The sequence below is a fragment of the Yersinia fenwicki genome (assembly GCF_043099325.1).
Lineage (GTDB): Bacteria > Pseudomonadota > Gammaproteobacteria > Enterobacterales > Enterobacteriaceae > Yersinia.
This window is the reverse complement of the sequence record NZ_CP170755.1, coordinates 1,781,943-1,803,932: the sequence shown is the minus strand read 5'-3', so window position 1 is coordinate 1,803,932 and position 21,990 is coordinate 1,781,943. Positions and strand designations below refer to the sequence as shown.

Genomic DNA, 21,990 nt, shown 5'->3' with positions numbered 1-21,990 from the left:
TTTATTGTATAAAAATCTTGTCTGATCTCACTTTTCTCCTAAAAAGATCCCGACAATCCTATTACCCCGCATCTATAGCTCATAGTGAGCCAAAAATCTTTAAACAAGGCTCTCTGTTTGTAGAATAAACGTACGATGAAGAGAAAGTGAGTATGCTATTACTGCACTCGCTAAGTCTCGTTCAATGTTTGCACTCATAGATAGAGATCGTGTACGATGTTGTTTTAATTAAATAACTTTGGTTTTTATTATGTTAAAACTCTTTAACGTAAATTTTAATAATATGCCTGAAAGGAAGTTAGACGAGATCTTCTCACTTAGAAAAATAACATTTAAAGATCGACTGGACTGGAAAGTAACCTGTATTGATGGCAAAGAAAGTGACCAATATGATGATGAGAATACTAATTACATATTAGGAACAATAGACGACACGATTGTTTGCAGTGTTCGCTTTATTGATATGAAATATCCAACCATGATTACAGGACCATTTGCGCCTTATTTTTCTGATGTGAGCTTGCCTATTGATGGTTTTATTGAATCCAGCCGATTCTTTGTTGAAAAAACATTAGCGCGAGACATGGTGGGCAATAACAGTTCTCTTAGTACTATGTTGTTTCTTGCGATGGTGAATTACGCTAGGGATCGTGGACATAAAGGGATCCTCACGGTAGTCAGCCGAGGAATGTTTATACTACTGAAACGCTCGGGTTGGAGTATTACGGTATTGAACCAAGGTGAGTCAGAGAAAAATGAAGTTATTTATCTTTTATACCTGGGTATTGATAATGATAGCCAGCAGAAACTGATACATAAGGTATTGAAAATACATAAAGTTGAACCAACCACTCTCGAAACCTGGCCAATGGTCGTGCCTGGTATTGTTAAATAGGTTTAATTAATTTCAGTTCAATGCCAAGCCTTATTGCGTGCTTGGCATTTAAAACACCCAACTTTCTGACAACATTACCAATGTGGAATTTAACTGTGCTTCTTTTTATTCCCAATATAATTGAGATTTCGGCATAGGTTTTACCGACACTAGCCCAGTATAGAATTTCATTTTCCCTCGGCGAGAATATGTCTCGTTCTATTTGCGTACTTCGATTTTCATTTTTATCGCTATTGCTCTGGTAGAGGCCTAACATCTTTTCATGTGTAAGGATAAGTAGCATTTGAATTTTTTCTTTATTTATTTCAATACTTTCATCAAATGAGATACTGTCGTCGCTTCCATTAGAGATATTTAACGTTGCCATATTATTACTATTATCATGGAGTACGAAAGTATAGCCATTAACAATATTATATTCTCGAGCCAGCTTAAATACGGCGGAATCAGTAGATTTTTTATTGATAACGGAATTATCGTCCCATGCAAAAGGAGCGACTTTATCTTTCGCCGTCAAAATAACCGGATCAATAAGATGATAACTGTTCTTTTTATATTTCCTTACCCAATCTAATGGATAATTAGAGATGATAGTGGGATGCAGAGGGGTTTTCTTATTCATGACTAAATAAGAATAACGAAGATCACCATAGGCCTTTATTCTGCGTTGAATATAGTTCTTTATATCTTCATTAATACTTTCATTATCAAAATAGTCAATTATCATAATAGGCCAATTTTACTCTGTGTATAATGTAACAATACAATTTTATCGCATTGTTTTCAATAGAAAATACGGTATAACATATCCCCACAAAAATTTTTATATAAAATTGATGCCACATAAGATAAAACCTAGACCAAAGTATAGTTTAGATAACTAGACCTAAGGCTAGCTATTATTATACCCCTATGTTAATTAAACTGTTTTTGCTTTACAGAATTAGTTTTTAATATAATAGAACTAGTATCTTAGCGCACTGACGTTAAGAAAGTTAGTCTGAAAAGAATATATTTTCGCCAATACCAGGGCACTTCAGATCCACCAATAACAAGTTTTACTCTGCCATCTGGATGCATTTACATTCAGATGGCCATCCAACCAGACGTCATACTCCCATCCCTCAATGCATACTCTTTTCTGAGAAAAACCATCTCTGCTGATTTTATCAGCACATCATGCTGCTTATCTGACCACTTTTCGTCTTAATGGACTCACGTTATCCTTCCAAAGAGACTCATCACAAAAAAAAACTAAAAAATATTCTTCAAACACATATAAACATTAAACATATTAATGTAATGTGAGTAAAGTTGACTTAAGTCATGTCAGTAACCTAAATAAATCGTATGATAAATAAACGGTTATAATGTTTCCCTGGTGTTGGCCGAATTGGCATCCCTTACCAAATGAGATTGGTAAGGGTTTTTTTTACCTATTATTTGGACCACAACAGGGTTTATCTAAGATGACGGCTGCATCGCGCGGATAGTCACCGCACTATCCATTTCGAGATTATCGCTTTCAAGTAACTATTGCCAAATCGCGATGGCTTGCGCGTACCGTGCATCAGTCAAGTTAGCATTGGGTTCCTTGTAAGCGTTCTGTCTGCTATAAAGCCACCAGCACACTCTCAAACTCATTCTGAGACAAATAATGTGGTGCCAAACTAAACCACAGCTCGCTGTTATCAGGCGATTGACGGATGTACTGCTGTAAAAGAAATAATGTCGGATCACTGCTTTGTTTATCCACCACCAACCTCAGACGTGTAGCCTTTGTCGCACTGAGAAATAGTGACCCATTTGTTGATATCCTAATAGGATAAGTGTCTGAATCAACACACTCAATCCTAATGACTAGCGCCAACTCAGGCGGCCATATTGCCTCAGCCAAAGCCACTATAACCCGATCAAGACTAGCGCCAGCCCCATAGCCAATGCTAACCCCCCTTGCGGATCATAAAGATTCTTATAGGTTGCTGTAACTGTGGGATTGCAGCCCATTGGGCCAACATTTGGATTACTACGATCACAAGGTCAATATTCAGGATGACTTTATAATCAAATAAGAGTTTGGAGTGTTATAAGCAAGTTTATAATGCGGCTTCCGAATCGGATCATCATATCGCCTCTCACAAGCGGCTATTCGTGACGATTTTATTATTCGAAGCGACGGACAGTCTCATAAGACAACCCAATTGGCTCAATAACGTAAGCTAACAGACTGGAGAAAAGATGATACGAGGTTGTGTACTGAGAAGTAAGAAGTACTAAGAGAAGATGGCGGAGGAGGAGAGATTCGAACTCTCGAACGGTTTCCCGTCGACGGTTTTCAAGACCGTTGCCTTCAGCCACTCGGCCACCCCTCCGCAACGAGCCGAACTATAAACAGAGCTCTGCCGCTTGTAAAGCTAGTTTGTGCTTAATCGGGCAAAAAGCCACCATCTGATTATTGAATGATGAATTAATCGGCATGATGATGATTCACTGTACAACAGTCGCGCCCCCAGATCTCAATGACGATTCGGTCACTTTGCCAAGCGAAAGCATAGACTTCTTTGGGATGCAGGCAAAAACTTGCTAAATTAGCAGCCGTTTACGTTTAATTGATGGGATAACTGAGGTCATATGTTGGAGTTTGAAGGACGCACGATTGAGATCGATGCGCAGGGTTATCTGAAAGACAGCGCAGACTGGAGCGAAGCTCTGGCCCCAATACTGGCTGAACAAGAAGGCATCACACTCACCGAACCTCACTGGGAAGTGGTGCGTTTTGTGCGTACGTTTTATCAGGAATTCAATACGTCACCGGCTATCCGTATGCTGGTCAAAGCCATGGCGCAGAAATACGGTGAAGAAAAAGGCAATAGCCGCTACCTCTATCGTCTCTTCCCCAAAGGGCCAGCAAAGCAAGCAACAAAAATTGCCGGATTACCAAAGCCGGTGAAATGTATTTAATACTGACGCAACCTGCTGGTTGATCGGCTAATAGCGAATTTTGAATGTCTCAAATGGAGTGGATGGATGAGGCTCGGTCAGCAGACGATCAACCCTCGCCCCCCGAGGCCCCCCCTGCTTAATCCACTCCATCAATTGCTCGACCGCTTGTTGCTCGCCATAAGCCACAACTTCTACACTACCGTCATCACAATTTCTGGCATACCCTGTGACCCCTAATGCCAGTGCCTGGCGTTGCGTACTATAACGAAAACCAACACCTTGAACGACGCCATATACATAAGCAGCAGTGCAAACTTTTGCCATATCAGTTCCTCATCTATTGTTACCTTTCCCATGATGCGTAGTGGTATTTGCTTTAGTGGCGTTGTCAAAATTACTTTCTGCCAACTCTAACTCTTTGGATAAGAAGTAATTAAGGAATGTTCGTATCACAGCAATGATGGCCAGCTTGATCAATTCCTCCATGCTAGGATTAATTGTCGTAGCCAAGATATCAGCAGCTAATTGGAACTCTAGCGCCAATGCCAGCCAGGTACCAAAACGCGTTCTCATTAAGTGGAGTATCGACTGATTCTTAAAATTTGTTATTGCAGCGGGCAGCGACTTTACCAACCCAACAAAAACACAAATAACAGACAAGAACTCTAGGAAAAGCTGCAATGAATGAGAGAGATAAATGATGATTTCTTTTACGTTTTCCAACAAAGCTTACCTCTATTTCTCGCCGTTCTTTTGCTTCAAATGGAACGAAAAGCGCGACTTGAAATAGGATTTAACGTGTTCTTCCATCGAATGAATTTTTTGGTCAATAGTGTTACAAAGAAACTCGTCGCTATTCATAGCGTCAACCCGCTGTAGCGCAATTAAATCAATTTCTTCTTTTTGCTTTTCGGTAAGTTCTAAGTGAGTTTGCTTATTAGTCATATATGCTATTCCTGTGATGAAGAAAGTTTGAACTACGGAAGTAATTATAGCTCTATGAATATATTAGTAAAAATAATTTCGACCTTTCTTTTGAATCTGAGGAAACAGTTGATAAGAGGCTAAGTTGTCCAAGTGAGAGCCCGCTAGCAAGGCTAGTCATGGTAGTGAGTGGCATGATATTGCTATATCATTATGACCTTATTTTGATTGATAATAACTTATCAATTTCAACCATCTGATTTTAAAAGAATATTACAATGCGCCTATTTCTTGCTAGAGGACGTGAAAAATCCTTACTTCGTCGCCATCCGTGGATCTTCTCTGGGGCAGTGCAACGCCTTGAAGGCAATGCAAGCGCTGGTGAAACCATCGATATTCTTGATAGCCAGGGAAAATGGCTAGCTCGTGCAGCCTACTCGCCTGAGTCACAAATTGTGGCGCGAGTCTGGACGTTCAAACAAGATGAAGATATCGACAGCGAATTCTTTGTTCGCCGTCTACAGCAGGCGCAGAGCTGGCGGAACTGGTTGGCCCAACGTGATGGTTTGAATGGCTATCGTCTTATTGCCGGTGAATCCGACGGCTTGCCAGGCATCACTATTGACCGTTTCCAAAACTTTCTGGTATTGCAATTGCTGTCGGCAGGTGCTGAACATCAACGCGCAGCGCTGGTCAGTGCATTACAACAGTGCTATCCAGAATGCTCAATTTATGATCGCTCTGATGTTTCAGTGCGCAAAAAAGAAGGTCTGGAACTGACCCAAGGTACTATCTGGGGCGAGACGCCTCCGGCACTATTACCTATCACTGAGCACGGTATGAAATTGCTGGTAGATATTCAGCATGGGCATAAGACAGGTTTTTATTTAGACCAGCGAGATAGCCGCCTTGCTGCGCGTAATTATGCCGACGGCCGTCGGGTTCTGAACTGCTTCTCGTATACCGGAGCCTTTGCCGTTGCAGCGCTGATGGGGAATTGCCAACAAGTTATCAGTGTTGATACTTCACAATCCGTCTTGGATATCGCTAAACAAAATATTGAGCTAAATCAGTTAGATCTAAGCAAAGCCGAATTTATTCGGGATGATGTATTCCAATTGCTGCGCAGCTATCGAGCACAAGGGGAAAAGTTTGACATGATCATCATGGATCCACCAAAATTTGTGGAAAATAAAAGTCAGCTGGCCAGTGCTTGTCGCGGTTATAAAGATATCAATATGTTAGCGATACAGCTTTTACGCCCTGGCGGCATCTTATTAAGTTTCTCTTGTTCTGGTTTGATGCCTACAGATTTATTCCAGAAAATTTTAGCCGATGCTGCGTTAGATGCAGGCCATGATATACAATTTATAGAGCAATTCCGTCAGGCAGCGGATCACCCGGTTATCGCAACATATCCTGAAGGTTTGTATCTGAAAGGATTTGCGTGTCGGATAATGTGACTTGAAATGCCCTGCGTTGCCCTCATATGTAAAGCAGCGTAATAGTTTCCCAGGAGGTTATCATGATCGCGAGCAAATTCGGTATCGGGCAGCAGGTTCGCCACCGCCTCCACGGCTACTTGGGTGTAGTAATTGATATCGATCCTGAATACTCTCTTGAGCCACCAGCACCAGATGAAGTGGCAAACAATGATACTTTGCGTTTGTCGCCTTGGTATCACGTGGTGATTGAAGATGATGAAGGGCAACCGGTACATACTTATCTGGCTGAGGCGCAGCTGACTTATGAAGATATGGATGCTCATCCTGAGCAACCTTCATTAGATGAGTTGGCAGCCTCTATCCGCCATCAGTTGCAGGCTCCGCGTCTACGTAATTAGACGTTAAAACTTCTTGATAAGACCCGGCACTGGTTGCCGGGTTTTTTATAGGCGAAATTCACGACTATTGGTACCAAAAACATTACTCTTTCTCTAATCCTAATCGCGGAATCTCAATTTTAGGGCAGCGATCCATAACAACCTTTAACCCGGCATCTGCTGCTAATGTTGCAGCCAGCTCATTGATAACACCGATTTGCAGCCACAACACCTTGGCTTTGATAGCAATAGCTTCCTGCGCAACACCATATGCCGCATCAGCATTCCGGAATACATCTACCATATCAATAGAATAAGGAATGTCGGCTAATTCAGCATAAACCTGCTGACCCAATAATGTTTTTCCAGCCAGTTTAGGGCTGACGGGTGTGACCTGATATCCCTGCTCTAGCAGGTAATTCATTACGCCATAGCTGGGCCGCGCAGGGTTATCGCTGGCCCCCACTAAAGCAATTGTCTTTACCTGTTGAAGAATGTCAGCAATGTCTTTATCGTGCATTTTTCAGTTCCTCTGATGCGCTAAAAGAATACTCCAATCCATTTGCATCCGGATGGATTTATCAATATTAGGTGACATCTCAGTGTATATCATTCAGAAAACTACGGATAAACGCCGCCTAATTGATTTGGTTTAATAGTTATGGCAGTAATAGCTGTTAGATTGGCTCTTTTATCTTTAGAATTCATTAAGATAACAACAACATATTTATACCAGATGTTTCAAAAGGTAAATAAATATGGGCAAATGGAAAAACTTTGACACATAATCTAGCGTGTCTGACAATGTAAGTGGACATCATCCTCAGGAGTAGCACATGAAATTTGGTCTGGTGGTCGCAGGGATTTTGGCCGTTTGCTGTAGTACATCAGCTATAGCCACGACCTTAAAACTCGCTCCGGAAATTGATCTGTTGGTGGTCGATGGCAAAAATATGTCAGGTTCTTTACTCAAAGGGGCTGATAGCCTGGAACTAAATAGCGGTCAGCACCAAATTCTATTCAAAGTCGCTAAACCTCTCCCAACGGATCCAAAAGTATTGTATTCCTCACCGCCATTAGTGGTGGTATTCAACACCCGCAATATCCGGTCAGTGGCGATAAAATTACCCGTAATCGAGACTGAACGAGAGGGTAACATGTTTTCTAAAAACCCGTCATATCAGCTAATTGGCGATAATGGGCGGCCATTATCGGTACGCCACGATGTATTGCATCAGGATAATATCAATACTGCGGCAACGCTTGAAACAGCCATGGCAACTTATAACGTCGGGCAATTCAGTGCTTCGGTTCCCTCTTTTGCTACTATCCCACCCTCACCGGTGAGCGCTGTCCCGGGAACCACGATTGCAGTTGCAGGAACGAACTCTCCACAAAAAGCCACTAATTTACAAGGTGAAAACGTGGCAGAGCAGATGCTGCAATATTGGTTTTTGCAAGCCGACCCAGACACGCAGCAGCGCTTCTTATTATGGGCTAAAAAACAGCCAGTGAAGTAACCAAGCAAGCCTCAGCTCGTTCTTAAACATCAGGTTATGCTTGTTTCCTCGCATTTCTTTGCGTTACTGCTATGAACTAAAACATCACTTCAGTAATCTGTCTGCAAACCGCTGACACTTATTTGAAGGAAGGATTGATGGAACTCACCACCCGCACCATCGCGGCACGAAAACATATTGCCCTGGTTTCTCATGACCATTGCAAAAAATCTCTGCTCGAATGGGTCATGCACAACAGAGACCTTTTGTCACAGCACGAACTGTATGCGACTGGCACCACCGGAAACCTGGTACAGAAGGCAACAGGTATTAATGTTCACTGTTTACTGAGTGGCCCTATGGGCGGAGACCAAGAGGTGGGCGCGCTAATATCTGAGAAGAAAATTGATATCTTGATTTTCTTCTGGGATCCACTCAATGCCGTACCACATGACCCTGATGTAAAAGCCCTGCTCCGTCTTGCCACAGTCTGGAATATTCCGGTTGCGACTAACCGCTCTACCGCCGACTTCTTAATTGACTCCGCCTTGTTTAGCGGCGAAGTGACAATTGCCATCCCAGATTATGACCGTTACTTACAGCAACGCCTGAAATAATGATGAAACCCGGAGTGATAACATCTTCGGGTTTCATTTTTCACAAAAAAGCCCTACATTGCCTAAGGTTTACGTTGGGTCGGCACTCCTAACTCGCTAAGTTGATTAACAAAAATAGAAGGGTTAGCTGTATCTTGCAGTAACCAGACTTGATGTTTTGCTCGCGTCATAGCGACATAAAGTAAGCGCCTTTCTTCTGCATCAGGGAAATCTTCAGGGGCCGGTAGCAGCACATCTTCCAAAATTGACTCGCGCGCCACAGCAGGGAAACCATCATTTCCCTCATGTAATCCCGCAATAATCACATAATCAGCCTGCTGCCCTTTACTGGCGTGTATCGTCATGAAATCAATCGTTAACTTTGGCCAGCGCGTGGTTGCTTTTTGTAAAACTTCTGGCCGTAAATGATGATAACGAGCCAAAATAAGAATACGCTCATCATCTTTGACAAAGCCACTTAACTTGTCCAACAGAGATTCAAGCTGCTCACCCGGCAAAATGACAACCGATTTTTTATTCCCCTGACTCAAGCTATTCAGGGGTTTCTTCAGTTGATAGGGATTCTGCTGAATAAACCGGTTAGCAATCTCACCAATCCTGTCATTAAATCGATAGGTAGTATCCAATGCACATTCTGCACTCTCACCAAAATTCTGGCTGAAAGCGGTGGTGAGAGAAAGTTCTGCTCCGCTGAAACGGTATATCGTCTGCCAGTCATCCCCAACGGCAAACAGACAAGTCTGCTTATTTTGTTTGCGTAACGCCCTCAGCAGCATGGCACGCTGTGGCGAAATATCCTGAAATTCATCAACCAGAATATATTTCCACGGGCTGACAAAACGCCCTTTTTCCAGCAAATTGACGGCTTGATGAATCAGCCCGGAGAAATCAACAGCGCCCTCTTCTTTTAACGCTGTTTTCCATGCTTTCAATAACGGCGTCATTAGCCGTATACGTTTTTGGAAGAGAGCACGCACTTCTTCATCAGCCTGTTCAATCATTTCAGCCTGACTACCCCCATGCATGCGCATCAAACCTAACCAGCGCTCAAGTCGCCCAGCTAGCCGGGCTGCGAGCCGCGAATCACGCCAAAATTCGCCATCATCAATATCCCATTCAAGCTCGTCGGTTAACCACTCGCGCCACCCTTTAGCTTGTGCCTTTTTCTCACTGCACTGCTGTTGCCAATGCTTGATAAGCAGTGACCGTCTGGCTTGGCTGTCTGATTCCAGTTTGCTTATCACCGGGGTTTTACGGCTACCTTGCTGAATTATCTGCAACGCGAGCGCGTGGAAAGTTTTAGCTTGAATATCATCCACGCCAAGGCGTTGTTTGATACGACTGTTCATCTCATCTGCGGCCTGGCGGCCAAAAGCGAGCAGTAAAATCTGCTCAGGTAGAGCTTCATTGCGCCGCAGTAGCCAACCCGCTCGAGCAACCAATACAGAAGTTTTGCCACTGCCGGCACCGGCCAACACCAATACTGAATCCTCGCCGTTGACGACCGCCCGACTTTGCGACTCATTTAGCGGAGAAGTTTCAACGCTCTGGAAGAAATCCTGATGCTCCTCCAGCATGCGATGAGTCCATTGCTGATTGCGGCGGTCGACACTCCGGTTACCATGCTCCAGCCAGCGTAAGCAAAGCTCATAATCTGCGCGGCAAGAGTCAAATTCCATTAAGCGCTGAACAGGCATCGGCAGTGAGGTAAAAGCCTCACGGATAGATGCTTGTACCTGACTTAACTCACTGCGTTTGAACCACTTATCCTGCTGCTCAATTCGCTTAATCAGTTCAACTTGTTTATGCAAAACGTCAACACACACCCGGCTCATCTCCTCACTCCATTGTTGCCAGATGCCCAGTAAATGATGATAGAAACGCTGAGTTTCTTGCCATTCGGTGCCATGTAAACGCACAACTTGCTGATTAGGAAGCTCAAATTCCATTTCGCCCCAAACAATACCGCGTTTACATTGAATGTTAACCAACTGGTTAAAAGGAATCAGGTATTGATGTTTATCACCGCATACTTCGATGCCCGCATTGAGTAAGCGTACCCGATTATAAGGATGCTGAGCCAAATGCTTGCCAAAAGATGTCGCTTTAAGTTCCATATCCGCGCGCCATAACTCGTATTAAGTGAATTGAAATAACATGATGGAGTGTAAATAAAATAATTGAGTTTAAACAACAGGTATCCGATAGTTAACAAAGGAAACTAACCGGCGCCATGCGTATAGAATAGATGGCACCTGTTATCACTCATCCGCATTGCGGTTTTTTTATTCAGTTAGGCAGATTAATCACTATGCGTACTGTACTAAATATTCTTAATTTTGTTTTAGGTGGTTTTTTCACCACATTGGGCTGGTTATTGGCAACTGTCGTCAGCGTTATCCTAATTTTCACCTTACCATTAACGCGCTCTTGCTGGGAGATCACCAAGTTATCATTTCTCCCTTATGGCAATGAGGCGATCCATGTCAATGAATTATACCCTGAAAAAAGTAATCCTCTGCTAACCGCGGGTGGTTCTTTACTGAATATCGTTTGGTTTATTTTATTTGGTTGGTGGTTATGTTTATCACACATTGCAACCGGAATTGTGCAATGTATCACCATAATTGGGATTCCGGTGGGGATTGCCAATTTTAAGATCGCGGCTATCGCGTTGTGGCCTGTGGGCCGCCGTGTCGTTTCTGTTGAAATGGCACAACAGGCGAGAATGGCCAATGCTCAACGCCAGCATCAGCAACGCTGAATTTTCAGTTTTTAGAGGTTTTTTGTGCTCACTTTCGTCACTGGTTTACGCCGTTATATCTACAATAGCAGCCTGCTTTATCATGTTCGTATATTTATCGCGTTGATGGGTGTAACGGCGGTTCCTTGGTGGATTGATCAGCCAAAGCTAACAATCCCCTTAACACTGGGTGTCGTGGCTGCAGCACTAACTGATCTTGATGACCGCCTGGCTGGGCGGTTACGTAATCTATTCATTACGTTGATTTGTTTTTTTATCGCATCAGCCTCTATTGAACTTTTATTTCCTTATCCTTGGCTTTTTGCCCTTGGCCTGACCTTTTCAACTTGTGGTTTTATTCTGCTGGGTGCCTTAGGCCAACGTTATGCCACCATCGCCTTTGGTGCATTATTAATTGCCATTTACACCATGTTGGGTACTTCCATGTACCATATTTGGTACCAGCAACCCCTGTTACTGATACTTGGTGCCGTTTGGTATAATGTCCTGACCCTCTGTGGGCATCTTATATTTCCTATTCGTCCGTTGCAGGATAATCTGGCCCGTTGCTATCAACACTTGGCCCAATATCTTGAAGCAAAAGCCAATCTATTTGACCCGGATATAGAAGATGATGTCAATCAACCACTTATAGATGTGGCAATGGCTAACGGTACATTAGTCTCGACATTGAACCAAGCCAAAACCTCACTTGTTACGCGGCTAAAAGGTGATCGCGGTCAGCGCGAGACCCGGCGCACCCTCCACTATTATTTTGTTGCACAAGATATTCATGAACGCGCCAGTTCATCACACGTCCAATATCAAGTATTGCGGGAAAAATTTCGCTACAGCGACGTGTTATTCCGCTTTCAACGTCTGCTCAGCATGCAAGCCCGAGCCTGTATGAAGCTGTCGCAATCCATTCTGATGAGACAAAAATATCAGCATGACCCGCGTTTCGAACGGGCGTTTACATTTTTAAATGCTGCATTGGCTCGAGAGCTCGCACAAAATGAGAATGTACCGCAAGTTAAAGCACTGTCTCATTTGCTCAAAAACCTGCGCGCCATTGATGCCCAACTGGCTGGCATTGAATCAGAACAAGTATTAGCCGAAGGCCCACAACCAGAAAGTCGCTTATCCGATGATCGTCTCACCGGATGGAGTGATATCAAGTTGCGCATCAGTCGCCATCTGACCCCTCAATCCGCACTCTTCCGTCATGCTGTGCGCATGTCCGTTGTACTCTGCGTAGGCTATGCGTTTATTCAACTTACCGGCATGCGTCATGGGTATTGGATCTTGCTGACCAGCCTTTTTGTCTGCCAGCCCAACTACAATGCAACAAGACGCCGGCTCGCGCTGCGCATTATTGGCACCTTGGCAGGTATCCTTATTGGGCTCCCCATCCTGTATTTTGTGCCGTCTATTGAGGGTCAGTTAATCCTGATTGTCATTACTGGTGTACTCTTTTTTGCTTTCCGTAATGTTCAGTATGCTCACGCGACAATGTTCATTACTTTGTTGGTGTTGCTCTGTTTTAACTTGCTCGGGGAAGGATTTGAAGTTGCCGCACCGCGTGTGTTTGACACGCTACTTGGTTGCGCTATTGCCTGGGTTGCAGTGAGTTTTATCTGGCCTGACTGGAAATTCCGCCAACTTCCCGCGGTTGTTCACAGAACACTTAATGCGAATTGCCGTTATTTGGATGCTATTTTAGTGCAATATTATCAAGGTAAAGATAACAGCTTGCCCTACCGTGTTGCCCGGCGTGATGCACATAATTGCGATGCTGAATTGGCCTCTGTTATCTCAAATATGTCAGCGGAGCCAAAAAACGACAAGGAAACACAGGAGGCGGCATTTCGCTTACTTTGCCTCAACCACACCATGCTGAGTTATATTTCTGCATTAGGTGCTCACCGTGAAAAACTGACTAATACTGCCACGTTGAATTTACTTAACGATGCTATTTGTTATGTTGAAGGTGCTCTTGAGCAAGAACAACTCGATAGTCTAAAAATGACACAAGTATTAGTGAGCTTATTAACCCGGCTACAGAGCTGTAATCCTGAGCCGGAGAGCAAAGATCAATTGGTTTTACAACAGATTGGCTTATTGCTCGAATTATTACCTGAGCTTAGTGAACTGAATAAACGTATTGGCCAAGCTGGCTAATGAAATCTCGGGCCAGTTTCCATCAATGGCCCTTCTCTATATTGTTTCATATTGCGCGACACCGGCTGGCTGAATGTGCATTTCAAACCATTCAATCAGCTCGCTACGCAACATTAGAGGCAACACTGCACAGTGGTGACCACTGATTGCCCCCGCAAGTGCCAATAATACATTGACGCCTAATGTGCGTCGTAATGTGCGTAACTTCAGGTAACAACGCTTAGCCCCCTCAAGCTTAAGCTCTGCCGCGCTCTGGATACCCACTTTCCATAATAACCGCTCAAGGCTGGCACTGAGATTGGGTAAATCCTTCAAACGAACTGGGGGACTTCTTTTACTTAAAACTTCGGATTTAGCCCCTTGATATGACTGTTTTGCAAAGTGGCGTAATGCAAGATCATCGTCCCACAATGCTAAATCAACCCAATAATAACGCAGTGAAACAGGAAGACCGCGTTTAGCATAAACAAGATTAACCATCCCTCTGGTGCGGAATAAGTTTTCAACCAAGTCATTAGCACGCAGATACAACTCCCCTTCCGAAACGACTGCAAACATAATGTTATCGGCTAACAGGCCGTAACCACCAAATTGTGAGCGGACTGTGATTTGGCCCAAAAAATCAAAACGGCACCGAACCTGCATGATCTTGTTCTCTGATACTTTTTTCATCACTACTCCTTTAGTAAAAATCCGATCAAACGTCCCTTTTTAGTTGCAATAAGTGTAAGAGGAACAACTAATTAGAAAATACGCAATATGGATAACTGAGCCAAACACAAAATCAACTTTTGCGTATTTACATCGCAATAATGCGAAGCGTCTTGTAAAAATTTAGTTGATCTTCGAACAAACAGTGACTACTGTATATACATACAGGAAACCACAGGCGAGGTTCATCATGCGTACTCAATCACTAAAACCTTATAATGCTAATTATCATTCTCTTATTACCCGTGACACACAGGAAAGAGTTGATGTGCCAACAGATAGTGGCCTTATCAGTGAACTTGTTTACAGTGAAAATCAGCCTGCGGTAGCACAATTACTGCTTCCTTTATTACAACAGCTCGGTAAACAGTCCCGGTGGCTCTTGTGGCTGACCCCACAGCAGAAATTAAGTCGTTTATGGTTGCAGCAATCAGGCTTGCCAATGAGTAAAGTCGTTCAGGCGAGGCAGATCAATCCATTATCTACTGTTGATGCAATGGAAAAGGCGTTGTTGACGGGAAATTACAGTGTCGTTCTTGGATGGCTACCCGAGTTGTCAGAAAATGACCGCATTAGATTACGTTTAGCAGCAAAGTTAGGAAATGCTTATGGGTTTGTTATGCGTCCTCTGAATGACACAAAACTCGATCAAGGACAGTGCGCAACGTTAAAAATTCATTCTTCTTTGTATCATTAAGTAAATTTAGGATTTATCCCATGAATTATTACAATATTTAGGGCTTACTCCTGCAAAATCAGCATAAAGCGAGTCAGAATGCGGCTTGCGGCGGAAAATAAGGTCTAGGAAATACTATATTCCACGGCTAAATCGTTAAAGATTATGCACTATTTCGCTTTTTTTTCAGCCGGTTTATCACATCACACTTGTAACTTTCTCGCCACGTTGTAGACTTTACATCGCCAAGGTTGCTCTAAAACGCCAAATTATACTGGCAGCGTGATTAACGGGAGCGTTAAAACCTTGACGAAGAATTTTAACCAAGGGCTTAGCTTTTAAAGCTCATTGCCTATTTGGATGATAACGAGGCGTAAAATGAAAAAGACAGCTATCGCATTAGCAGTGGCACTGGCCGGTTTCGCTACAGTAGCGCAAGCCGCACCGAAAGATAACACCTGGTACACCGGTGGTAAACTGGGCTGGTCTCAGTATCAAAATACTGGCACTGGCGGTATCTATGGCGACCAAGGCAATGACGGTCCAACTCACAAAGACCAATTAGGTGCTGGTGCGTTCTTGGGTTACCAAGCAAACCAATACTTGGGCTTTGAAATGGGATACGACTGGCTTGGCCGTATGCCTTACAAAGGCGACCTTCGTAACGGCGACTTTAAAGCACAAGGCGTTCAACTGGCTGCAAAACTGAGCTACCCAATTGCTCAGGATCTGGACCTGTACACCCGTTTAGGTGGTATGGTTTGGCGTGCAGACTCAAGCGCGTTTGACGCAGCTTCTGGCGACCGTCAGAACAACCATGATACCGGTGTTTCTCCACTGGTAGCACTGGGTGCTGAATACGCATGGACCAAAAACTGGGCAACCCGTATGGAATACCAATGGGTTAGCAACATTGGTGATAAAGCTACCGTTGGTGCTCGTCCAGACAACGGCATGCTGAGCGTAGGTGTTTCTTACCGTTTCGGTCAGGAAGATGCAGTAGCTCCTATTGCTCCGGCTCCAGCTCCAGCTCCAGTTGTTGACACCAAGCGTTTCACTCTGAAGTCTGACGTGCTGTTTGCTTTCAACAAAGCAACGTTGAAACCAGAAGGCCAGCAAGCTCTGGACCAACTGTACGCACAACTGAGCTCTATCGATCCTAAAGACGGTTCTGTAGTGGTTCTGGGCTTCGCTGACCGTATCGGTCAACCAGCTCCTAACTTAGCTCTGTCTCAGCGTCGTGCTGATAGCGTGCGTGATTACCTGGTTTCTAAAGGTATCCCTGCTGACAAAATCACCGCTCGCGGTGAAGGCCAAGCAAACCCAGTTACTGGCAACACCTGTGACAACGTGAAACCACGTGCTGCTCTGATTGAGTGCCTGGCACCAGATCGTCGCGTAGAGATCGAAGTTAAAGGCTACAAAGAAGTTGTAACTCAGCCACAGGCTTAAGTTTACTGCTTCCGTAAAAAACCCCGCATTGCGGGGTTTTTTTTATCGTGAAATTAAGAAAATCAGATCAAATGACATTTTCTTGATTTCACTGTTCCTACCGTGTTGATATCGATTGATACCCGCTCAGCTCAACCATCCTTACCAAGAATATCTTGCAAGTCCTGCTTCAACGACGACATCTGATTCTGATACTTCTCTTTACGTTCAGCATCTTCAATTAACTGAACAACAGTCTCTGACAGTGTATTACCTCGACGCCTTGCCAGCGCTGCCAAACGTTGCCACACCAGAAATTCCAGATCGATTGATTTCTTGCGAGTATGTTGATGTTCTGCATTAAAATGGCGCTTACGCCTGGCCCGTATAGTCTGCTTCATCCGGGTAGCCAGTTGCATATTCATATGCGTATCAATCCACTCCAACACCTTCACGGGTTCACTTTCCAACTTCATCAGTTGCTCGACAGCATCCTGAGCAGCACTGTTTTCTATATGACGAGTAATGGCTTCACCTTCACGGTGTTTTTTAACCAAATACGCCCATTTCCAACCGCTTTCCAGATTTTCCAGTTGCTGATATTTCATCGTGAGCTCTTTAGTGACCGCGTAACTTAAGTTAAGCATAACAGTTTTACGCAGAATTTCACCCTACTAAAAGTGTATGTTTAGTTTGTTTTTTGTACGGAATACTGTCGATATCTTACTCCTTGCCCCCAACTGCTACTCTACGTATATGAAGTCTGGTTTATTCTTGTATAATCGCCCTTTCCCTTTTTGACGATTGCATCTATCACTTTGACCAATAACAGACTTGAATGGCAGTCACTGCTGCCGAACACAACGCCATATGAAGCGTTATTTGCTACTGCCTCCCAGTTGGAGCCTGTTTCTTTCGCGGCGATTCAAGCTCGGCTTGAGAATGGAATGACACTATTTTGTCATCCGCAATCACTGCCGCGTTTTATGTTAATCAAAGCACAGGAAAGCACTGAGTATCTGGCACTGATCGCTCAAGCTGTTAAAGAGCTCCAGCCTGAGGCCTCAGCCTTGTTTGGCGGAGACTACCTCGTGCATGGGCACCAAGTCAGTTGGCAACCGGCCCAACGCGGTGACGAGCCATTTGCGGCGATTTCACGCTGCCTCTATCAGGAATGGGTAGAACCAGAACAGCTGTTTGGCTGTGTTAGATGGCATAAAGATCAAATAAGTCTCCAGCCTGGCTTGGTTCATCAAGCTAATGGCGGTGTCTTGATCCTATCGGTACGATCATTACAAGCTCAGCCATTGATGTGGCTACGCTTGAAGCAGATGATAGTTCAGCAGCGCTTTGACTGGTTGTCACCTGACGAAACTCGCCCTTTACCGGTACATATCCCCTCAATGCCACTGGATCTGCGTTTGATGCTGATCGGTGATCGTCTTGGTCTGGGTGATTTCCATGATATGGAACCTGAGCTTGGCGAATTGGCTATTTACGGTGAATTCGAAGTTGAACTGCCGCTAGTCGATATTGATGGCATGACGTTGTGGTGCGGATATATCAATGCGCTGTTACAGCAAAAGCAGTTGCCTTCGTTATCCGCCGATGCCTGGCCGGTGCTATTCCGACAGGCGGTGCGTTACAGCGGCGACCAAGGGAGTCTGCCATTATGCCCGCAATGGCTCACTCGTCAGTTAGCTGAAGCTGCGCTCTATGCCGAAGAGGACGCGATTACCGCCAATGCGCTCGAAGTCGCACTAAATGCCCGCGACTGGCGTAATAGCTATCTTGCTGAACGGATGCAAGATGAAATTGAGTTAGGGCAAATTCTGGTTGAGACTGAAGGCCAGGTTGTCGGCCAAATTAATGGCCTGTCGGTATTGGAATATCCGGGGCACCCTTATGCTTTCGGTGAACCCGCACGTATCAGCTGCGTTGTTCATTTAGGCGATGGCGAATTTGTTGACGTAGAGCGTAAAGCTGAATTAGGCGGTAACATTCATGCTAAAGGCATGATGATTATGCAAGCATTCCTAATTTCAGAACTGGAACTTGATCAGCCACTGCCTTTCTCCGCCTCCATTGTTTTTGAGCAATCCTATGGAGAGGTTGATGGTGACAGTGCATCGCTGGCAGAGCTTTGCGCACTAGTCAGTGCCCTATCACAACAGCCTATCAATCAACAAATCGCCGTGACAGGTTCAGTTGACCAATTTGGCAACGTACAACCTATCGGTGGTGTAAATGAAAAGATTGAAGGCTTCTTTGAAGCTTGCCAACGTCGTGGGCTTACTGGCAGTCAGGGCGTTATTTTACCGACCACGAATGTCCGTCATTTATGCTTGAATCAAGCGGTGATTGAGGCGGTACAGCAAGGTCAGTTCCATTTGTGGGCTGTAGATACAGTCGCTGAAGCATTGCCTTTGCTTACGGGTATGGTTTATGCCGATGAGCAACAACCTAGCTTATTAGGTATAATTCAAGAGCGAATCTCACAAGTAAATCCGCAGGACAGACGCCGTTGGCCTTGGCCATTACGTTGGCTAAACTGGTTCAACCAGGGCTGATCGGACTTGTTCAGCGTACATGTGTACGCTATTCTGCGCACTTCATTAAAATAAGGCTTACTGAGAACATGGTAGATAAACGCGAATCCTATACAAAAGAAGACCTTGAAGCATCTGGCCGGGGCGAACTGTTTGGCGCTGGCGGGCCACCATTGCCAGCAGGCAATATGTTAATGATGGACCGTGTCGTTAAAATGACCGAAGACGGCGGTACCTATGGCAAAGGTTATGTGGAAGCGGAACTGGATATTAATCCGGATCTATGGTTCTTCGGTTGCCACTTTATCGGCGACCCGGTAATGCCTGGCTGCTTGGGCCTTGATGCCATGTGGCAGTTAGTTGGTTTCTATCTTGGCTGGTTGGGTGGCGAAGGCAAAGGCCGCGCACTCGGCGTCGGAGAAGTTAAATTCACCGGACAAGTTCTGCCAGATGCCAAAAAAGTAACATATCGAATTAATTTTAAACGCATTATTATGCGTAAATTGATTATGGGTGTGGCTGACGGTGAAGTGCTGGTAGATGGTAAAGTGATTTATACCGCCACTGACTTAAAAGTCGGTCTGTTTAAAGACACCAACGCCTTCTAATATCTAGACCCGTTTTCTCGTGCAGGGGCAGTTAACTCCCCTGCACATTAACTATGATGCCAGCGGCATTTTTTTTAGCATTAGTGACTACAATAAATGTAGCAACTAATGGATATTTAATTTTGGCACAGCTCGCTATGCCCACAAAAATCATCCGAGGAGTGGTATGCAAAGAACTCGCCTGCAAGATATGCCCTGCCCGGTGGCCCGTTCTCTTGAACGGGTAGGAGAATGGTGGAGCATACTGATTCTCCGTGATGCCTTTCAAGGGCTCACGCGGTTTGATGAATTTCAGCAAAGTTTGCAGCTTTCTCCCACCATCCTCACCCGCCGCCTCAAATACTTAGTGGAAAGCGGTATCCTGGAGAAACAGCCCTATCACTCTCGCCCTGCCCGCTATGAATACTTATTGACGGAGCGCGGTAATGATTTCTTCCCAGTGATTGCAGCCCTGTTTCACTGGGGTAATCAACATTTTGCGCCAGACGGCCCCGCAGTCATACTCACCGATCGCCGTACCGGTACTCCGGTCGATCCAATTTTGCTGAACAATGCCACTCAGCAACCTATTCGCGCAGAGGATGTCACCATCGCGGCAGGCTCGGTCAGGAGCGATATAATTAATAAACGGTTGGCATTGATGCATGAGAAAGATGTAGCCAATGTCAGGTATTCCCCCCATTCAATTGAGTCTTCAAAGGAAAAATAATGAACATGCGCCGTGTAGTAATTACAGGAATGGGTGTGGTTTCCCCATTAGGCTGCGGTATCGATATGGTGTGGCAACGCCTATTAGCAGGGCAGTCTGGTATCCGTGTTCTGCCCGATGAAATTGTCGGTGATTTGCCGGCAAAGATTGGTGGACAAGTGCCAACTCTCGCGACAGACCCCGAAGCTGGCTTCGACCCAGATAAAGCTGTCGCGCCAAAAGATCAAAAGAAAATGGATCGTTTTATCGAGTTTGCTATGGCCGCAGCAGATGAAGCCATTGCCCATGCCAACTGGCAAGCCGATAATTCAGAGAAGCAAGAGCGCACCGCGACCATTATTGGTTCTGGTATTGGTGGTTTCCCATCGATTGCAAATGCAGTACGTACCACGGATAGCCGTGGTCCAAAACGTCTGTCACCTTTTACCGTCCCCTCATTTTTGGTGAATCTGGCCGCAGGTCACGTTTCCATCAAACATCATTTCAAAGGGCCGATTGGCGCGCCGGTGACTGCTTGTGCGGCAGGTGTTCAGGCCATCGGTGATGCAGTTCGCCTTATCCGCAATAATGAGGCTGATGTTGCACTATGTGGTGGCGCTGAAGCTGCAATCGATAAAGTCAGCTTGGCTGGCTTTGCGGCCGCGCGTGCATTATCAACCGGTTCTAATGATGCCCCTGAAAAAGCTTCTCGCCCCTTTGACAGTGCCCGTGATGGCTTTGTGATGGGAGAAGGTGCTGGCTTACTGGTGATTGAAGAACTGGAACATGCTTTGGCGCGTGGTGCAAAACCCTTAGCCGAGATTGTCGGCTATGGCACCAGTGCCGATGCATATCATATGACCTCCGGTGCCGAAGATGGTGATGGCGCCTATCGCGCCATGAAGATTGCGTTGCGTCAGGCCGGTATTACACCCGAACAAGTTCAGCATCTCAATGCTCATGCAACCTCTACGCCAGTAGGTGATCTCGGTGAAATCAATGCCATTAAACACTTGTTTGGCGAGAGTGATACCTTAGCAGTCACATCGACTAAGTCAGCGACTGGACACTTGTTGGGAGCTGCTGGTGGATTGGAAACGATTTTCACCGTCCTGGCATTGCGAGATCAAATCGTACCCGCAACATTGAATCTGGAAAACCTGGATTCTGCCGCCACAGGGCTGAATGTGGTAGCAGGTAAAGCGCAGCCTCATGAAATGACTTATGCACTTTCAAATGGTTTTGGTTTTGGTGGGGTGAATGCGAGTATCTTGCTAAAACGTTGGGTTGATTAAAGTTACCAATAACCTCCGCATAAAGCGGAGGTTATCCCTTAGTCTGACAGAGAGCCGCTTAAGCGGTCACAGCCCTGTCCTCCATGGCTTGTCGCCAACCTCCTAACCAATGCGATCTGGCGTCTAAAGCTTGATAGGGGCAAATTTCCCTTGAACGCCCTGAAATACCTGCTTGATAACCACGTGACAACGCTCTTTCCAAGCGATCTCTTTTCTGTCTCTTCATGCCTCGTTTCCCTCATCTTTCGGTCTGGTGGAAATAAAACAGTGACTACTTTATGTTCAGTCACAGTTAAGTGATAGACCTTAGGAAACAGAAAAGCAATGCGCAAAATTCACGCCAATGTCATATTTGTGAGCTATGCACGCTGAATTTGCTAAGTGATTGATTTGGGGTAAGTGGTATTA

General features: G+C 44.9%; 23 protein-coding genes and 1 tRNA gene. 14 read left to right on the top strand and 10 right to left on the bottom strand.

The features are described from left to right. The first annotated feature begins 250 nt into the window (after positions 1-250). Positions 251-895: an acyl-homoserine-lactone synthase gene (locus ACF3VQ_RS08100; RefSeq protein WP_392434586.1), complete on the top strand. Its 645-nt coding sequence runs from the start codon at positions 251-253 to the stop codon at positions 893-895. Here the strand turns inward: ACF3VQ_RS08100 and yenR are convergent. Next, on the bottom strand, positions 888-1,622 hold the full coding sequence (gene yenR, locus ACF3VQ_RS08095) for a LuxR family transcriptional regulator YenR (RefSeq protein ID WP_392434584.1): 735 nt from the start codon (positions 1,620-1,622) through the stop codon (positions 888-890). The two genes, ACF3VQ_RS08100 and yenR, sit on opposite strands and share 8 nt — an antisense overlap. 1,557 nt (positions 1,623-3,179) lie before the next feature. Further along, positions 3,180-3,267, bottom strand: a tRNA-Ser gene (locus tag ACF3VQ_RS08090). Between the two features lie 259 nt (positions 3,268-3,526). Here ACF3VQ_RS08090 and tusE point away from each other — a divergent pair. Then, positions 3,527-3,856 (top strand): sulfurtransferase TusE, encoded by a 330-nt coding sequence (tusE, locus tag ACF3VQ_RS08085; RefSeq protein WP_392434582.1) that lies wholly within the window; start codon positions 3,527-3,529, stop codon positions 3,854-3,856. A gap of 27 nt (positions 3,857-3,883) precedes the next feature. On the opposite strand, the gene yccX is transcribed toward tusE, so the two are convergent. From yccX to ACF3VQ_RS08070, 3 genes are read right to left on the bottom strand one after another with little or no spacing between them, the layout of a single operon-like run. Further along, on the bottom strand, positions 3,884-4,162 hold the full coding sequence (gene yccX, locus ACF3VQ_RS08080) for an acylphosphatase (protein WP_174847106.1): 279 nt from the start codon (positions 4,160-4,162) through the stop codon (positions 3,884-3,886). Positions 4,163-4,171: 9 nt separating this feature from the next. Further along, complete coding sequence (locus ACF3VQ_RS08075; protein ID WP_392434580.1) at positions 4,172-4,561, bottom strand: DUF1622 domain-containing protein; 390 nt, start codon at positions 4,559-4,561, stop codon at positions 4,172-4,174. 12 nt (positions 4,562-4,573) lie between these two features. Then, positions 4,574-4,783: a hypothetical protein gene (locus ACF3VQ_RS08070; RefSeq protein WP_392434578.1), complete on the bottom strand. Its 210-nt coding sequence runs from the start codon at positions 4,781-4,783 to the stop codon at positions 4,574-4,576. A 251-nt stretch (positions 4,784-5,034) separates the two neighbouring features. On the opposite strand from ACF3VQ_RS08070, the gene rlmI reads away from it, so the two are divergent. Then, positions 5,035-6,225 (top strand): 23S rRNA (cytosine(1962)-C(5))-methyltransferase RlmI, encoded by a 1,191-nt coding sequence (gene rlmI / locus ACF3VQ_RS08065; protein ID WP_392435488.1) that lies wholly within the window; start codon positions 5,035-5,037, stop codon positions 6,223-6,225. Positions 6,226-6,287: 62 nt separating this feature from the next. Continuing rightward, complete coding sequence (hspQ, locus tag ACF3VQ_RS08060; RefSeq protein WP_005160102.1) at positions 6,288-6,605, top strand: heat shock protein HspQ; 318 nt, start codon at positions 6,288-6,290, stop codon at positions 6,603-6,605. Positions 6,606-6,687: 82 nt separating this feature from the next. Here the strand turns inward: hspQ and ACF3VQ_RS08055 are convergent, their stop codons facing one another. Beyond that, positions 6,688-7,104: a CoA-binding protein gene (locus tag ACF3VQ_RS08055; protein ID WP_392434576.1), complete on the bottom strand. Its 417-nt coding sequence runs from the start codon at positions 7,102-7,104 to the stop codon at positions 6,688-6,690. Between the two features lie 316 nt (positions 7,105-7,420). On the opposite strand from ACF3VQ_RS08055, the gene ACF3VQ_RS08050 reads away from it, so the two are divergent. Continuing rightward, on the top strand, positions 7,421-8,104 hold the full coding sequence (locus ACF3VQ_RS08050; protein ID WP_392434574.1) for a DUF2057 family protein: 684 nt from the start codon (positions 7,421-7,423) through the stop codon (positions 8,102-8,104). A 137-nt stretch (positions 8,105-8,241) separates the two neighbouring features. Further along, positions 8,242-8,700: a methylglyoxal synthase gene (locus tag ACF3VQ_RS08045; protein WP_392434572.1), complete on the top strand. Its 459-nt coding sequence runs from the start codon at positions 8,242-8,244 to the stop codon at positions 8,698-8,700. Positions 8,701-8,762: 62 nt separating this feature from the next. Here ACF3VQ_RS08045 and helD read toward each other — a convergent pair whose 3' ends face one another. After that, positions 8,763-10,817, bottom strand: coding sequence for a DNA helicase IV (helD, locus tag ACF3VQ_RS08040; RefSeq protein WP_392434570.1), 2,055 nt, complete (start codon positions 10,815-10,817; stop codon positions 8,763-8,765). A gap of 194 nt (positions 10,818-11,011) precedes the next feature. Between helD and ACF3VQ_RS08035 the strand changes: the two genes are divergently transcribed. Together ACF3VQ_RS08035 and yccS are read left to right on the top strand one after the other, a co-directional pair. Next, entirely contained in the window at positions 11,012-11,464 is a 453-nt protein-coding gene (locus ACF3VQ_RS08035; RefSeq protein ID WP_392434569.1) for a YccF domain-containing protein, read from the top strand. A gap of 24 nt (positions 11,465-11,488) precedes the next feature. Next, the gene (gene yccS / locus ACF3VQ_RS08030) at positions 11,489-13,624 is read left to right on the top strand and encodes a YccS family putative transporter (protein ID WP_392434567.1); all 2,136 of its coding nucleotides are present in this window, start codon (positions 11,489-11,491) and stop codon (positions 13,622-13,624) included. 36 nt (positions 13,625-13,660) lie between these two features. Here yccS and ACF3VQ_RS08025 read toward each other — a convergent pair whose 3' ends face one another. Continuing rightward, positions 13,661-14,296 (bottom strand): TfoX/Sxy family DNA transformation protein, encoded by a 636-nt coding sequence (locus ACF3VQ_RS08025; RefSeq protein WP_392434564.1) that lies wholly within the window; start codon positions 14,294-14,296, stop codon positions 13,661-13,663. A 229-nt stretch (positions 14,297-14,525) separates the two neighbouring features. Here ACF3VQ_RS08025 and sulA point away from each other — a divergent pair, with 229 nt between their 5' ends. Further along, on the top strand, positions 14,526-15,032 hold the full coding sequence (sulA, locus tag ACF3VQ_RS08020) for an SOS-induced cell division inhibitor SulA (protein WP_392434561.1): 507 nt from the start codon (positions 14,526-14,528) through the stop codon (positions 15,030-15,032). 357 nt (positions 15,033-15,389) lie between these two features. Continuing rightward, on the top strand, positions 15,390-16,463 hold the full coding sequence (gene ompA / locus ACF3VQ_RS08015) for a porin OmpA (protein WP_392434558.1): 1,074 nt from the start codon (positions 15,390-15,392) through the stop codon (positions 16,461-16,463). A gap of 131 nt (positions 16,464-16,594) precedes the next feature. Here the strand turns inward: ompA and matP are convergent, their stop codons facing one another. Further along, positions 16,595-17,050 (bottom strand): macrodomain Ter protein MatP, encoded by a 456-nt coding sequence (gene matP / locus ACF3VQ_RS08010; RefSeq protein ID WP_392434556.1) that lies wholly within the window; start codon positions 17,048-17,050, stop codon positions 16,595-16,597. 210 nt (positions 17,051-17,260) lie between these two features. Here matP and ACF3VQ_RS08005 point away from each other — a divergent pair, with 210 nt between their 5' ends. The 4 genes from ACF3VQ_RS08005 (at position 17,261) to fabF (ending at position 21,582) form a co-directional block, all read left to right on the top strand. Continuing rightward, positions 17,261-19,012 carry an AAA family ATPase gene (locus ACF3VQ_RS08005; protein WP_392434554.1) on the top strand — a complete coding sequence of 584 codons (1,752 nt, stop codon included), beginning with the start codon at positions 17,261-17,263 and terminating at the stop codon, positions 19,010-19,012. A 68-nt stretch (positions 19,013-19,080) separates the two neighbouring features. Further along, on the top strand, positions 19,081-19,599 hold the full coding sequence (gene fabA / locus ACF3VQ_RS08000) for a bifunctional 3-hydroxydecanoyl-ACP dehydratase/trans-2-decenoyl-ACP isomerase (protein WP_005160035.1): 519 nt from the start codon (positions 19,081-19,083) through the stop codon (positions 19,597-19,599). A gap of 166 nt (positions 19,600-19,765) precedes the next feature. Further along, the gene (locus ACF3VQ_RS07995; protein WP_392434550.1) at positions 19,766-20,308 is read left to right on the top strand and encodes a winged helix-turn-helix transcriptional regulator; all 543 of its coding nucleotides are present in this window, start codon (positions 19,766-19,768) and stop codon (positions 20,306-20,308) included. Beyond that, positions 20,308-21,582 carry a beta-ketoacyl-ACP synthase II gene (gene fabF / locus ACF3VQ_RS07990; protein WP_392434547.1) on the top strand — a complete coding sequence of 425 codons (1,275 nt, stop codon included), beginning with the start codon at positions 20,308-20,310 and terminating at the stop codon, positions 21,580-21,582. The genes ACF3VQ_RS07995 and fabF overlap by 1 nt, the downstream gene beginning before the upstream one ends. 58 nt (positions 21,583-21,640) lie before the next feature. Here the strand turns inward: fabF and rmf are convergent, their stop codons facing one another. Then, positions 21,641-21,808: a ribosome modulation factor gene (rmf, locus tag ACF3VQ_RS07985; protein WP_005170911.1), complete on the bottom strand. Its 168-nt coding sequence runs from the start codon at positions 21,806-21,808 to the stop codon at positions 21,641-21,643. Positions 21,809-21,990 lie beyond the last annotated feature (182 nt).

Bases quoted from the DNA above. Each gene is read 5' to 3' on its own strand.
- ACF3VQ_RS08100 (WP_392434586.1), top strand. From the start codon at position 251: ATGTTAAAACTCTTTAACGTAAATTTTAATAATATGCCTGAAAGGAAG.
- fabA (WP_005160035.1), top strand. From the start codon at position 19,081: ATGGTAGATAAACGCGAATCCTATACAAAAGAAGACCTTGAAGCATCT.
- ACF3VQ_RS08050 (WP_392434574.1), top strand. From the start codon at position 7,421: ATGAAATTTGGTCTGGTGGTCGCAGGGATTTTGGCCGTTTGCTGTAGT.
- hspQ (WP_005160102.1), top strand. From the start codon at position 6,288: ATGATCGCGAGCAAATTCGGTATCGGGCAGCAGGTTCGCCACCGCCTC.
- ACF3VQ_RS08045 (WP_392434572.1), top strand. From the start codon at position 8,242: ATGGAACTCACCACCCGCACCATCGCGGCACGAAAACATATTGCCCTG.
- ACF3VQ_RS08035 (WP_392434569.1), top strand. From the start codon at position 11,012: ATGCGTACTGTACTAAATATTCTTAATTTTGTTTTAGGTGGTTTTTTC.
- helD (WP_392434570.1), bottom strand. From the start codon at position 10,817: ATGGAACTTAAAGCGACATCTTTTGGCAAGCATTTGGCTCAGCATCCT.
- fabF (WP_392434547.1), top strand. From the start codon at position 20,308: ATGAACATGCGCCGTGTAGTAATTACAGGAATGGGTGTGGTTTCCCCA.
- tusE (WP_392434582.1), top strand. From the start codon at position 3,527: ATGTTGGAGTTTGAAGGACGCACGATTGAGATCGATGCGCAGGGTTAT.
- matP (WP_392434556.1), bottom strand. From the start codon at position 17,050: ATGAAATATCAGCAACTGGAAAATCTGGAAAGCGGTTGGAAATGGGCG.
- ACF3VQ_RS07995 (WP_392434550.1), top strand. From the start codon at position 19,766: ATGCAAAGAACTCGCCTGCAAGATATGCCCTGCCCGGTGGCCCGTTCT.
- sulA (WP_392434561.1), top strand. From the start codon at position 14,526: ATGCGTACTCAATCACTAAAACCTTATAATGCTAATTATCATTCTCTT.
- ACF3VQ_RS08070 (WP_392434578.1), bottom strand. From the start codon at position 4,783: ATGACTAATAAGCAAACTCACTTAGAACTTACCGAAAAGCAAAAAGAA.
- yccX (WP_174847106.1), bottom strand. From the start codon at position 4,162: ATGGCAAAAGTTTGCACTGCTGCTTATGTATATGGCGTCGTTCAAGGT.
- ACF3VQ_RS08025 (WP_392434564.1), bottom strand. From the start codon at position 14,296: ATGAAAAAAGTATCAGAGAACAAGATCATGCAGGTTCGGTGCCGTTTT.
- ACF3VQ_RS08055 (WP_392434576.1), bottom strand. From the start codon at position 7,104: ATGCACGATAAAGACATTGCTGACATTCTTCAACAGGTAAAGACAATT.
- yenR (WP_392434584.1), bottom strand. From the start codon at position 1,622: ATGATAATTGACTATTTTGATAATGAAAGTATTAATGAAGATATAAAG.
- ompA (WP_392434558.1), top strand. From the start codon at position 15,390: ATGAAAAAGACAGCTATCGCATTAGCAGTGGCACTGGCCGGTTTCGCT.
- rmf (WP_005170911.1), bottom strand. From the start codon at position 21,808: ATGAAGAGACAGAAAAGAGATCGCTTGGAAAGAGCGTTGTCACGTGGT.